Raw genomic sequence first — 12606 nt, 5'->3', positions numbered from 1 at the left:
TGATGGACCCGATGTGTTCCTGGTGCTGGGGCTTTGCCCCGGTGGCGCAGGCGCTGGTTGAGCAGGCCCAGGCGGCCGGCGTGGAGCTGCACCTGGTGGTGGGCGGTTTGCGCACCGGCAGTGGCGCGGCGTTGGAGCCAACGACCCGGCGCTACATTCTGGAGCATTGGCAGGCAGTCACCGAGGCCACCGGCCAGCCGTTCAAGCGTGAAGGTGCATTGCCCGACGGTTTCGTCTACGACACAGAGCCGGCGTGCCGCGCCATCGTCACTGCACGCAGCCTGGCGCCGGACTGCGCCTGGACGTTGCTGGGGTTGATCCAGCGCGCGTTTTATGTCGAAGGCCGGGACGTGACCCTCGCCAGCGTGTTGGTAGAGCTGGCTGAAGAAGCCGGCATACCGCGTATCGAGTTTGCCGGTGCCTTCGACCGTGCCGAGCAGCACGCCGCGACGGCCGCCGATTTCACCTGGGTGCAGGATTTGGGGATTGCCGGTTTCCCGACCTTGCTGGCCGAACGTAATGGCCAGTTGGCTTTGCTGACCAACGGCTACCAGCCGCTGTCCGAGCTGTCGCCGTTGCTTGCCCGCTGGTTGGAGCGAGCCACCTGTGTATGATCAGCCCGACATTTCCGAACCGACCAAACGCACAGATCGCCTGACCTGGGCGGAAATTCGCCGCCTGGCCCTGCGTCACAAGAAATCCCTGTGGATCGCCAACGGTGTTGCCGTGCTGGCGACCCTGTGCAGCGTGCCCATCCCTTTGCTGTTGCCCTTGCTGGTAGACGAAGTGCTGCTGGGCCACGGCGACGCCGCGCTCAAAGTGATGAATAACGCATTGCCCCTGGGTTGGCAGAAGGCCGCCGGGTATATCGGCCTGATGCTGCTGGTGACCCTGTGTTTGCGTTGCGGCGCGTTGGTGTTCAACGTCGTGCAGGCGCGGCTGTTTGCGCGGCTGGCCAAGGACATTGTCTATCGCATCCGCGTGCGCCTGATTGAACGCCTCAAGCGTATTTCCCTCGGCGAATACGAGAGCCTGGGCAGCGGCACAGTCACCACGCACCTGGTCACGGACCTGGATACGCTGGATAAGTTTATCGGCGAAACCCTCAGCCGTTTCCTGGTGGCCATGCTGACTTTGGTCGGCACCTCGGCAATCCTGGTGTGGATGCACTGGCAATTGGCGTTGCTGATCCTGCTGTTCAACCCGTTGGTGATCTACGCCACGGTACAGCTGGGCAAGCGCGTCAAACACTTGAAGAAGCTTGAGAACGACAGCACTTCGCGCTTCACCCAGGCCCTGACCGAAACCCTCGACGCCATCCAGGAAGTGCGTGCCGGCAATCGCCAGGGGTTTTTCCTTGGGCGCCTTGGCCAGCGTGCCCAGGAAGTGCGCGACTACGCCATTCATTCCCAATGGAAAACCGACGCCTCCAGCCGTGCCAGTGGCCTGTTGTTCCAGTTCGGTATCGATATCTTTCGCGCGGCGGCGATGCTCACCGTGTTGTTTTCCGACCTGTCCATCGGTCAGATGCTCGCGGTGTTCAGCTACCTGTGGTTCATGATCGGCCCAGTGGAGCAACTGCTGAACCTGCAATATGCCTACTACGCGGCCGGCGGCGCGCTGACGCGGATCAACGAGCTGCTGGCGCGTGCCGATGAGCCGCAATATGCCGGGGGCGAAGACCCGTTCACCGGGCATGAGACCGTTGGTATCGAGGTGCGCGGGCTCAACTTCGGCTACGGCGAAGACTTGGTGCTCGACCAGTTGAACCTGACCATTGCGCCGGGCGAGAAGGTCGCGATCGTTGGCGCCAGTGGCGGCGGCAAAAGTACCTTGGTGCAACTGCTGTTGGGGCTCTACACGCCGCAGGCCGGCAGCATTCGTTTCGGTGGTGCAACCCAGCAGGAAATCGGTCTTGCGACCATTCGCGAGAACGTCGCCGTGGTGCTGCAACACCCGGCGCTGTTCAATGACACCGTGCGCGCCAACCTGACCATGGGCCGCACACGCACGGACCAGGCCTGCTGGCAGGCATTGGAAATTGCGCAGCTGGATGCTACCGTCAAGGCACTGCCTTTGGGCTTGGACAGCGTAGTGGGGCGCTCTGGCGTGCGCTTCTCCGGCGGCCAGCGCCAGCGCCTGGCCATCGCCCGGATGGTATTGGCCGAACCGAAGGTGGTGATTCTGGATGAGGCCACCTCCGCCCTCGACGCCGCCACCGAGTACAACTTGCACCAGGCATTGGCGCGGTTTCTCAGTGGGCGTACTACACTGATCATCGCCCACAGGCTTTCGGCAGTTAAGCAGGCTGACCGGGTGCTGGTGTTCGATGGCGGGCGTATCGCCGAAGATGGCGACCATCAGCAGTTGATTGCTGACGGTGGGCTGTACGCCAAGTTGTACGGACACCTGCAACAAGTGCGTTGATTTAGCTTAGTCTGTGCTATCGGGATTGGATTTTCGCGTGCGTATTCAGCTGTGCATGTGTAAGGGACTTCATGAAGCAAAAGCGGACTCTCGGAACGCCACGGCTGTTGGGCATCGTTTGGCCCTTTATCGCCGTCGTATTGTTCCAGGCATTGTTAGGCTGCGTCAGTCTCTATGTGCTGTCGGCGGTGCGGGGCTATGTGGCTGGCGAGAGTCTTTGGTCCAAGGGTCAGAAAGACGCTATCTACTACCTGACGCTTTACGCCGATAACCGCGACGAAACCACTTTCCTCAAGTACCAGCAAGCCATTGCCGTCCCGCAGGGCGGGCACGAACTGCGCGTCGCCCTGGACCGTTCCAGCCCCGACCTCACTGCTGCGCGCCTGGGTATCCTCAAGGGCGGCAACCACCCCGATGACGTTTCCAGCCTGATTTGGCTGTACCTCAACTTCCGCCATTTCAGTTACCTGGAAAAAGCCATCGAACTGTGGACCGTGGGCGATGGCTACCTGGTGCAACTCGATGACCTGGCCCAGGCAATGCACCGGGCGATCCGCAGTGATCACGTCAGCCCTGGGGATATAAACGAGTGGAAAGAACGCATCATTGCCATCAATGACGGCGTCACGCCGTCTGCCAAAGCGTTCAGCGATGCTTTGGGCGAAGGTTCACGGATGATTCTGCGGCTGTTGCTGGTCACTAACCTGGCCACCGCCCTGGGCCTGATTGCCCTGGCGTTGCTGCGTACCCACAAGCTGCTGAGTCAGCGCCACGCGTTCGCCACGGCCTTGCAAGCCGAGAGGGAGCGGGCACAGATCACCCTGGAGTCGATTGGCGACGGCGTGATTACCACTGACGTCGACGGAGCCATCGCCTACATGAACCCGGCCGCCGAGGCACTCACCCACTGGAAGAGTGCCCAGGCCCAAGGCTTGCCCTTGGCGGCGTTATTCAATCTGCTTGATGAGGCTGCCGAACCCGACGGCTTCACCCTGCTCGAGCACATCATCAAAGGCCGGCTCAGTGGTGGCAGCGAGCATTCCAAGCTGATCCAGCGCCTGGATGGCAGCACGGTCTCGGTCACCCTGGTAGGCGCGCCGATCCGCAGCGCCGGCAAGGTCAGCGGCGCGGTGCTGGTTCTGCACGACATGACGCAGGAGCGTCAGTACATTGCCAATCTGTCGTGGCAAGCCACCCACGATGCCTTGACCGGTTTGGCCAATCGCCGCGAGTTCGAATTCCGCCTGGAACAGGTGCTGCATAACGTGGGGCGCCAGAAAGGCGGACGCCATGCCTTGATGTTTCTCGACCTGGACCAATTCAAGCTGGTCAACGACACCTGCGGGCATGCGGCGGGTGATGAACTGTTACGGCATATCTGCGCGCTGCTGCAGTCGGACCTGCGCGAAGGCGACACCCTGGCGCGCCTTGGGGGCGACGAGTTCGGCATCCTGTTGGAAAACTGCCCGGCGCCGGTGGCGGAAAAGATTGCCGAGAACCTGCGCCATACGGTGCAAAACCTGCATTTCGTGTGGAAGGGCCGACCGTTCATGACCACCGTCAGTATTGGCCTGGTGCATATCTCGCAGTCCCCGACCACCCTGGAAACGTCGCTGCGCGCTGCCGATATGGCGTGCTACATGGCCAAGGAAAAGGGCCGTAACCGTGTGCAGGTCTACCATACCGATGATTCGGAATTGTCCCTGCGTTTTGGCGAAATGGCCTGGGTACAGCGTTTGCACATGGCATTGGAGGAGAATCGTTTCTGCCTCTACTCCCAGGAAATCTCCCCGCTGGGCCACACTGATGGCGGTAATGGCCATATTGAAATCCTGTTGCGGCTGCACGATGAGGCGGGCCGCATCATTCTGCCCGACAGTTTTATTCCAGCAGCCGAACGTTATGGATTGATGACGTCGCTGGATCGCTGGGTGGTGGAAAACGTATTCAAGATCATCGCCGGTTGTATGCACGAACGGGCCGGGCGACCTATGGCCATGTGTGCGATTAATCTGTCAGGCATAACTATTGGAGATGATGATTTTCTCGGTTTTTTACGTGAGAAATTCGAGGCTTACAGCATTCCGCCGGAAATGATTTGTTTTGAAATAACTGAGACAAGCGCTATAGCCAATTTGGGCAGTGCAATTCGCTTTATTAATGAACTCAAAGCGTTAGGTTGCCATTTTTCCCTTGATGACTTTTGCGCCGGAATGTCCTCATTCGCTTATCTGAAACATTTACCTGTAGACTTCCTGAAGATCGATGGAAGTTTCGTAAAGGATATGCTGGACGACCCGATTAACCGCGCCATGGTCGAAGTGATCAATCACATCGGCCACGTCATGGGTAAACGCACCATTGCCGAGTTTGTTGAAACACCGCAGATCGAACAGGCTTTACTTGAGATCGGTGTGGATTACGCTCAGGGCTACCTGATTGAACGCCCGCAACTGTTTACCTTTGATAGCTTGCAGTGTCGACCTGTGCGGCCGCAGCCTCTGTTATTCAAGGCGCCCGGCACATTCCGCTGAAACATTTGCTGGTCTGTACAATCACACTTAAAAAAGGAGCCCTACAGTGATCGACACATTCAATCGAACCGGCCCGCTTATGGAAGCCTCAAGTTACCCAGCCTGGGCGCAGCAATTGATCCAGGACTGTAGCGAGAGCAAGCGCCGAGTTGTCGAACACGAACTGTACCAGCGCATGCGTGATAACACGCTCAGCGCCAAAACCATGCGCCACTACCTGATCGGTGGCTGGCCAGTGGTGGAGCAGTTTGCCTTGTACATGGCACAGAACCTCACCAAGACCAAGTTTGCCCGCCATCCTGGGGAGGATATGGCGCGTCGGTGGCTGATGCGCAATATTCGTGTGGAGCTCAACCACGCCGATTACTGGGTACATTGGGCTCGCGCGCATGGCGTTAGCCTGGAAGAGCTGCAAGCGCAAAACGTACCGCCTGAATTGCACGCACTGAGTCACTGGTGCTGGCACACCAGCTCGGCCGATGCGTTGATCGTGGCGATTGCCGCGACCAACTACGCGATCGAGGGGGCGACTGGGGAGTGGTCTGCCGTGGTGTGTTCGACCGGTGTGTACGCGGCAGCCTTCCCTGAGGAGGACCGCAAGCGCGCGATGAAGTGGTTGAAGATGCACGCCCAGTACGACGACGCACACCCTTGGGAAGCCCTGGAAATCATCTGCACCCTGGCCGGGATGAACCCGAGCAAAGCGCTGCAGGTAGAGCTGCGCCAGGCCGTGTGCAAGAGCTATGACTACATGTACCTGTTTTTGGAAAGTTGCATGCAGTTGGAAAATGAAAAAGCAAAGGCGTCAGCTGCCGTTCGCGAACGCCCGGTTCGCGTCGCCAGCGAGGCGTGATGTAAGCGTGATGGCGGGGTGATTACCCCGCCATTGCCAAGCGGTTGCGACCTTCGCGCTTTGCCACATACAAGGCGTTGTCGGCCCGGCGCAACAGGCTTTCGGCAGACTCGGCAGCCAGCAAGGTCGAGCAGCCCAGGCTCACCGTCAGCTCGATCCGCTTGCCATCGGCCCAATAATCCTGAACCTGCGCAGCCCGGCGCAGGCGTTCGCCGACCATCCCAGCCGCGTCCCGGCCGGTGTTCGACAGCAAAATCAGAAACTCTTCCCCGCCAAATCGAAACACCATGTCTACGTTGCGCAACTGGCTTTTGATCGAACCGGCCACGGCGCGCAGTACGATATCGCCTGCTGCATGGCCGTGGGTGTCGTTGATTTTCTTGAAGTGATCGATGTCCAGCATCAACAGGGACAGCGGGCTCAGGTGTCGCCGGGCCATGTCGATTTCCCGTTGCAGGGTCTGGTCCATCGCAATGCGATTACCGGTATCGGTCAATGGGTCACGCAGGGCGCTGCGAGTGGCGGCGCGATAGAGCAGGGCGTTGCGCATCGGGTAAAGCAAGGTTGAAAGCAGGGACTCCAGTTGGCCCAGCTCATCTTCCATCAAGCGTTGGTTGCGACGGAATATCAGCTCGCCCAAGTGTTCGCCTTCATGGCTCAAGGTATAGCTCACCGAGTGGTGCCCGCGGTGGCCGAACTCGAGGCGCAAGTCGCTGGCTTCATGGCGATATTGCAGAGCGTCCAGAGGGACCAGGCGCTGAACTTCACGAAAGAACAAGGCCAGGATACGCTCCGGCTCCAGGCTGGTTTGCAATTGCTGGCTCAGTTGCTGATGAAGTTGGGCAAGGGTGGCTGGACGGCGTGGAAGGAGAGCTGGCTGACCAAACCCCAGGCGTTGCAATTTGGCACTGTCGAAGTCAATTGCGTTGGTCTGGGTAGGTGATTTCATAAGCTGACGGCCTCTAAGCACATAACTGTCCTACAGGCTGCACGAGAGTGGCAAATGCCAAGCGTCTTACTGTTCCTTCAGTTCCGTAAAACATTGGAAACAGTTTAAACCGCTTTACCATGGGTTATAACCCCTGGACCGTGCCACACGTCTTGTCATCGCTTTACCTGCTTCAATGGTAATAGAGCGAGATTCATGCCACTTTGCTCAACTTAATAAAAAGCCTTATAAATCAACGACCGTTTTTAAAGGCAAAATCGGTCGCTGAATAACTGCGTCAGTTATTTGGCTGCTTGAACCAACGTGGTGTGGTCAATTTGGTCAATCGACGTAACGCCAGTCAAGGTCATGGCTACGCGCATTTCCTTGGCGAAAATATCCAAGAGGTTTTCCACGCCGTGCTGGCCGGCGGCGGCCAAGGCATACACCGTCGAGCGCCCTAGCAGGCAGCCCTTGGCACCGAGGGCGAGCATGCGCACCACGTCGAGCCCGGAGCGAATGCCTGAGTCCACGAGCACTGTCAGGTCATCGCCCACCGCCTCGGCAATCGGCGGCAACGCTTTGGCGGTAGACAACACGCCATCGAGCTGACGGCCGCCGTGGTTGGAGACCACGATGCCATCGGCACCGAAACTTACCGCGTCCTTGGCGTCCTGTGGGTCAAGGATGCCCTTGATGATCATCGGGCCCTTCCAGAACTCGCGGATCCACTCCAGGTCTTTCCAACTGATCGAAGGGTCGAAATTGTTCGCCAGCCAGCCGATGTAATCTTCCAGGTGGGTCGGTTTGCCGAGGTATTTGGAGATATTGCCCAAGTCGTGGGGGCGGCCCATCAATCCCACATCGAATGCCCATTGTGGCTTGGTGATGGCTTGCAGCATTCGGCGTGACGCCGCGTACGGCCCGGACATGCCGGAGTGAGCATCACGATAGCGTGCACCTGGCGTCGGCATGTCCACGGTGAACACCAGTGTCGTCACCCCGGCAGCCTGGGCCCGCTCCAGCGCGTTACGCATGAAACCGCGGTCCTTGAGCACATAGAGCTGGAACCAGATCGACTGCGGGCTTTGCGACGCCACTTCTTCAATCGGGCACACCGACACGGTCGACAGGCAGAACGGTATGCCCTTGTTGGCCGCGGCCTTGGCGGCCTGCACTTCACCACGACGCGCATACATGCCGGTCAGGCCAACCGGGCTGAGGATAATCGGCATGTCCTGTTCCTTGCCGAACAACGTGGTCTTGAGGCTCAGGTTGTCGACATTGCGCAGGATGCGCTGGCGCAGGCTGATCTCGGCCAGGTCCGAACCGTTGGCGCGCATCGTGTGCTCGGCGTAAGCGCCGCCGTCGATATAGTCGAACAGGAAGCGCGGCAGCTTGCGTTTGGCGGCTGCGCGGTAGTCGGAGGCGGACGAGATGATCATGAACGGGTTCTCCACAGAGCTTGGTCACCCCACCATAAGCAAAAAGCTGGCATGATAAAAACAACTTTTATTACTAGCATCCAGTCGCTAAAGGAATACCAATGAACCTGCGAACATTGCGTGCCTTTGTTGAAGTGGTGCGCCAGGGCGGCTTCTCCCAGGCGGCTGACGTGGTGGCATTGACTCAATCCACCGTGAGCAAGGCGGTCAAGACGCTGGAGGATGAATTGGGCACGCCGCTGCTTAACCGCCTGGGTCACAAGAATGAACTGACAGCCGCCGGGGAAATTGCTTACCGCCGCGCCTTGGTGTTGCTCGCCGAGCAAAACGACCTGGTGGCTGAGATCAATGATTTGCGCGGTCTCAAGCGCGGTGTACTGCGCATAGGCTTGCCGCCGGTAGGCTGCGGCGTACTGTTTGCGGCGATGTTCGCGGCCTACCGCACGCGCTACCCCGACATCGAAATCGAACTCACCGAGTACGGCAGCAAAAGGCTGCGCGAATGCCTGGAAGCCGGGGAGGTCGACCTCGCGGCCCTGCTGCTGCCAGCGGATGAAGGGTTCGACTACCAGCCCGTGCGCAATGAACCGCTGATGGCTGTGTTACCCATGAGCCACCCACTGGCCCGACGCAAACGCATCGACTTCACTGACCTCGCCGACTCCCCGTTCATCTTGTTCGAAGCCGGCTTCGCCCTGAACGCCAAGATCCTCGCCGCCTGTGAGCGCAAGGGCGTCACGCCACGAGTAACGGCGCGTAGCGGGCAAATCGACTTTATCGTCGACCTGGTTTCCGCCGGATTGGGCGTCGCCTTTTTGCCGCGCATGCTTGCGCTCAAACATCAGCACGCCGGCATTGCCTTGATCCCCCTGGACGAGCCGCACACCGATTGGCACATCGCCCTGGCTTGGCGTGCCAGTGCCCACCTGCCACCCGCAGCCCGCGCATGGCTGGACCTGGCCAAAGAAATGGCCAGCCCTGTGCAGTGAAGGACACCGTCTGTGCGGGTTTTCGGCCGAATTACATCGTAATGCTTGACTTCTTCTTTTTAATCAGTAACATACGGTGCATTCCGCGATAGCTCAGTTGGTAGAGCAAATGACTGTTAATCATTGGGTCCCTGGTTCGAGTCCAGGTCGTGGAGCCAGATAAAGAAAAGCCTGCAGAGATGCAGGCTTTTTTTTGGCTTGGATTTGGCCGTGCGATCAAAGCGCACAGTATGACACCGTCTCTATACCTTCGATTCAGAAGTAAGCCCATGAAAGTCATTTCAGTCGTTCCGCTCTAATTGCCAGCTGTATCTACGAGGCCAGTGCTCGCCATGGCAAACTTTTACTGGTCTAGGGGGTGTGAAGAACTTCAGACTGGTAATGCCTGGCGCTGGCGTGCGAAGAGAAAATCTTCGGTCCAGTGCTTGCCTGCGTTCGCGTGCCTGATTCCGCCAACGCATTGCAGTTAGCGAGCGGTCATGAATTTGGCGAGTAAGTCGTTTGCTCATATATCAAGCAAAAATCCACCCTGTACCGCTGGCTGAAAAGTATTGGAAACGGTGTCGAACGGGTGATGCCTACCGCCGAATAGGCCGCTGCTCCGGAAAAGAGGATGCGGGCGTGAGGAATGAGTTGCTTGATGAAGACGAGCAGTCTAATAATCGACGTATGAAGAACATTACAGCTGCCCCCCGCAAGCGCGGTCGTCCGGCGAAAGCCGCAGGCGATTACCGAGAGACGCGTGACACGCTGTGTCGTGCTGGCGTTGCCGTTTTGACAGAGAAGGGATTTTCGGCCACTGGCATTGACGAAATATTGAAGTCGGTTGGAGTGCCCAAAGGATCTTTCTATCATTTCTTTGAGAGCAAAGAAGCTTACGGCCTTGAACTGATCACGCAGTACGCCCGTTATTTCGTGCGTAAACTCGACCACTGTCTGCTTGACGACAGCCTGACACCGCTTAAGCGCATTGAAGCGTTCTGCGAGGTAGCGGAGCGTGGCATGCAGCGATTCGATTTCCGCCGTGGCTGCCTCGTCGGTAATTTGGGGCAGGAAATGGGATCCCTACCGGAATCCTTTCGAGTTCAACTTACTGATGTATTACTGGATTGGCAGTCCCGGATCGCACGTTGTCTGGACGAAGCCAAGGCAGTTGGCGAAATCTCCAACGATACGGATTGCGCACGCTTCGCGGCGTATTTCTGGATTGGCTGGGAAGGTGCTGTTCTGCGCGCGAAGCTAGAGCGTAGTGGTGCGCCTTTACGGGTGTTTGCGGATATATTTTTGATGAGCCTAAGGGCCAGCGGTGGCACGTTTCATTCAGTACCAAACCGATGTGTAAATAGCGCGATTGGCGAGCGAATGTCCATTTGCGTCTTGGAGGGGGCAGGGGCGGTTGATGAGCTTTGTCCAAACCCTAATGAACATTAGGCTTCGGACAAGAGTTTTTGGGCCTCTGCAATCAACCGTTTGAATTCTCTCTCGGCCCCATAGTCTTATGCCCTTCTTTGACGTCAGGTTTGCGTAGGTCCTCGACTGAATTTACACACTGTTGGGGGATGTAGTAGGGAACCCCCCAATAAGCGAACGGTTCGTAATGGGTACCTAGCTCGACCGTGGCAACGCGCTGCTCTACCTCTTTCTTGTAGTTACCGTGGCTGTGGGGTAACCAAGCAGAGACAACCATATCAATATCACCCGCTCTCAATTGCCGAAATGTCTCTTCATGAAGGGCAAAATTACGTTCGACAGTAAATCCTAAGATTTCAAATATTTTAGTGACCACCGCCGCTGTCGCTCGATGGAATGATAGATCGATGACACCTAACTTTATGACTCTATCGCTCGTCATTTGAACGTTGGCGCTTCTTAGTGCTTTCATATAAGTACTCTAGCGTGTTCAGCTCTTCTAATTCACAGTCCCTTGGCATTGGCCCGTTAAGGTTTTGTAGAGGGTGCAAGGTGATAAATTCGAATCGGCCACTGAAGTTGCGATTTTCCATTATTGAAGAGGGCTGTTCTGTCCATTTGAGGCGTGGGAAGCCAAAGCCCTCCCTCTCGATCTAAAAAGGGTGCGTCAACCCAATGTAAGCGTTTGTCCACGATCAGCGTTTCAATAGTTCCATCAACGTGGCGAACTCGAAATGCGTCGTTTGCCAGATCCGAAAAGTACAAGTTTCCCTTTGCATCCATTACAGATCCACCTGTGGGTGGTATATCGGCAAAAGGTTCAACACTTGCCGCAAGGCGTTGTGGTGAAAGCGTTGTATCCACGAGGTCATCGGTGCGCACTTTGTACCAAGGCCCTTGTAATGCGCCGAAGTAAAGCCAGTACCCATCTTGGCTGATTTCCAGCGGGTCGGAGTTGACTCGTAATGGAGAGCCGTTTGGTAATCTGACGACCTTGTGGCTGAGTACAATGTTTCTTTCAGTTGATGCAGTGACAGATGGATGGTTTTCAAGAACCCTACGGGATATGCCCGATTCAAGGTCAAGTACAATTATTCCACCGTGACCGGCATCCGTGAGGAAAGCCTTCCCCTTGTGAAAGCGAACGTCATCTACATAGCTGCCGGGTTTAGCCACATTTGTCGGGAAGTAGTATGTGTGGACCACTCGATTTTCAACCAGGTCAATGCACACGAGCTTAGCTCCGGCCTTAACGGGATTGCCACCGAAATCAGGTGAACCCGTATCGACCACCCATAATTTGTTTCCCTCCAGCCGCAGCGCATTAATGTTTACAAACGAGTGGCTAGCATCTTTTCCTGTGATCCAATTGTTCCATTCAAGATTTGGAAACGCTCCACGCTCCCCATTCTTGTCTATCACGTTTAGCTGAGGGCCCGTTGACCCAGTCCAGCGTGGACCAGACATAAATGTTCTATTCCCCACGTGAACAACAGCATTCCAAATCTGTTGGTTGCTTTCTACGGCTACCTCTAGTGAAGGGCGCTTACTTGTCGCGCAGGCAGAAGTTGCAGCAGCAAGGCTTATTGCGATGGAAATCAAGCCTACGTAAGAGGAACTAAAATTTTTTTTCATGCCCTTGGAATCCAGAGTTAAGTCCTTAACGGTTTCGTCCACGAAAAGGAATTTGATTAGTGGGTCGTGTTTCTAAAGCTTCAGCTTTTAATCGCATTCCGTTTTCCGCGAATTGGGCAGTGGTTATCAGGCTAGCTGGGTCGATTGCGCTTTAGACACAGGAATGCTGAGCGTTCGGTGGGGCTAATTGAACCTACGAAATCAGGATTCACTTTCAATAGAAAATTGAAAATCATGAGCTTTTCGCCTCTATTTACCTGTGGCTAAGGCACTGACACAACAAGAAATTTTGATCGTACGGCTGTTGCAGATGATTCGAGGTGGCCACCCCGGCAAATCAATTCTGTGCTGTTTCGTCGTCAGCGCTGGCTAGACTGGGTAGGCA

9 protein-coding genes, 1 tRNA gene and 1 pseudogene are annotated in these 12606 nt (G+C 56.7%); 7 read left to right on the top strand and 4 right to left on the bottom strand.

Translation table 11 applies throughout. From position 1 onward, the window contains the following. Nucleotides 1–11 precede the first annotated feature (11 nt). The 4 genes from A7J50_RS19925 (at nucleotide 12) to A7J50_RS19910 (ending at nucleotide 5814) form a co-directional block, all read left to right on the top strand. Complete coding sequence (locus tag A7J50_RS19925; protein ID WP_208604477.1) at nucleotides 12–614, top strand: DsbA family protein; 603 nt, start codon at nucleotides 12–14, stop codon at nucleotides 612–614. Nucleotides 615–624: 10 nt separating this feature from the next. After that, nucleotides 625–2427, top strand: coding sequence for an ABC transporter ATP-binding protein (locus tag A7J50_RS19920; RefSeq protein ID WP_167353735.1), 1803 nt, complete (start codon nucleotides 625–627; stop codon nucleotides 2425–2427). Between the two features lie 71 nt (nucleotides 2428–2498). Further along, entirely contained in the window at nucleotides 2499–4961 is a 2463-nt protein-coding gene (locus A7J50_RS19915; protein ID WP_064453353.1) for an EAL domain-containing protein, read from the top strand. Nucleotides 4962–5040: 79 nt separating this feature from the next. After that, nucleotides 5041–5814, top strand: a complete 774-nt coding sequence (locus A7J50_RS19910; protein ID WP_410524803.1) for a TenA family transcriptional regulator — start codon at nucleotides 5041–5043, stop codon at nucleotides 5812–5814. A gap of 22 nt (nucleotides 5815–5836) precedes the next feature. On the opposite strand, the gene A7J50_RS19905 is transcribed toward A7J50_RS19910, so the two are convergent. Both A7J50_RS19905 and lldD read right to left on the bottom strand, forming a co-directional pair. Next, nucleotides 5837–6763 carry a GGDEF domain-containing protein gene (locus A7J50_RS19905; protein ID WP_053257198.1) on the bottom strand — a complete coding sequence of 309 codons (927 nt, stop codon included), beginning with the start codon at nucleotides 6761–6763 and terminating at the stop codon, nucleotides 5837–5839. Between the two features lie 281 nt (nucleotides 6764–7044). After that, nucleotides 7045–8187 carry an FMN-dependent L-lactate dehydrogenase LldD gene (gene lldD / locus A7J50_RS19900; protein ID WP_064453351.1) on the bottom strand — a complete coding sequence of 381 codons (1143 nt, stop codon included), beginning with the start codon at nucleotides 8185–8187 and terminating at the stop codon, nucleotides 7045–7047. A 101-nt stretch (nucleotides 8188–8288) separates the two neighbouring features. On the opposite strand from lldD, the gene A7J50_RS19895 reads away from it, so the two are divergent. From A7J50_RS19895 to A7J50_RS19885, 3 genes and pseudogenes are all read left to right on the top strand, one after another. Then, nucleotides 8289–9176 (top strand): LysR family transcriptional regulator, encoded by an 888-nt coding sequence (locus tag A7J50_RS19895; protein WP_064453350.1) that lies wholly within the window; start codon nucleotides 8289–8291, stop codon nucleotides 9174–9176. 82 nt (nucleotides 9177–9258) lie between these two features. Next, a tRNA-Asn gene (locus A7J50_RS19890) sits at nucleotides 9259–9334 on the top strand. Nucleotides 9335–9845: 511 nt separating this feature from the next. Next, nucleotides 9846–10472: pseudogene (locus A7J50_RS19885) on the top strand (TetR/AcrR family transcriptional regulator); the annotation flags it as partial. Nucleotides 10473–10638: 166 nt separating this feature from the next. Here A7J50_RS19885 and A7J50_RS19880 read toward each other — a convergent pair. Continuing rightward, nucleotides 10639–11058, bottom strand: coding sequence for a glycine betaine ABC transporter substrate-binding protein (locus A7J50_RS19880; RefSeq protein ID WP_064453348.1), 420 nt, complete (start codon nucleotides 11056–11058; stop codon nucleotides 10639–10641). A gap of 56 nt (nucleotides 11059–11114) precedes the next feature. Then, complete coding sequence (locus A7J50_RS30865) at nucleotides 11115–12221, bottom strand: L-dopachrome tautomerase-related protein (RefSeq protein ID WP_082895931.1); 1107 nt, start codon at nucleotides 12219–12221, stop codon at nucleotides 11115–11117. Nucleotides 12222–12606 lie beyond the last annotated feature (385 nt).

Origin of the sequence: Pseudomonas antarctica, assembly GCF_001647715.1 — a bacterium.
Lineage (GTDB): Bacteria > Pseudomonadota > Gammaproteobacteria > Pseudomonadales > Pseudomonadaceae > Aquipseudomonas > Aquipseudomonas antarctica_A.
This window is presented reverse-complemented; position numbering and strand designations above follow the sequence as displayed.

What these genes read in the sequence shown, in the direction of transcription:
- A7J50_RS19905 (WP_053257198.1), bottom strand. Translation starts at nt 6,763, where the DNA reads ATGAAATCACCTACCCAGACCAACGCAATTGACTTCGACAGTGCCAAA.
- A7J50_RS19895 (WP_064453350.1), top strand. Translation starts at nt 8,289, where the DNA reads ATGAACCTGCGAACATTGCGTGCCTTTGTTGAAGTGGTGCGCCAGGGC.
- A7J50_RS19915 (WP_064453353.1), top strand. Translation starts at nt 2,499, where the DNA reads ATGAAGCAAAAGCGGACTCTCGGAACGCCACGGCTGTTGGGCATCGTT.
- A7J50_RS30865 (WP_082895931.1), bottom strand. Translation starts at nt 12,221, where the DNA reads ATGAAAAAAAATTTTAGTTCCTCTTACGTAGGCTTGATTTCCATCGCA.
- lldD (WP_064453351.1), bottom strand. Translation starts at nt 8,187, where the DNA reads ATGATCATCTCGTCCGCCTCCGACTACCGCGCAGCCGCCAAACGCAAG.
- A7J50_RS19880 (WP_064453348.1), bottom strand. Translation starts at nt 11,058, where the DNA reads ATGAAAGCACTAAGAAGCGCCAACGTTCAAATGACGAGCGATAGAGTC.
- A7J50_RS19925 (WP_208604477.1), top strand. Translation starts at nt 12, where the DNA reads ATGTGTTCCTGGTGCTGGGGCTTTGCCCCGGTGGCGCAGGCGCTGGTT.
- A7J50_RS19910 (WP_410524803.1), top strand. Translation starts at nt 5,041, where the DNA reads ATGGAAGCCTCAAGTTACCCAGCCTGGGCGCAGCAATTGATCCAGGAC.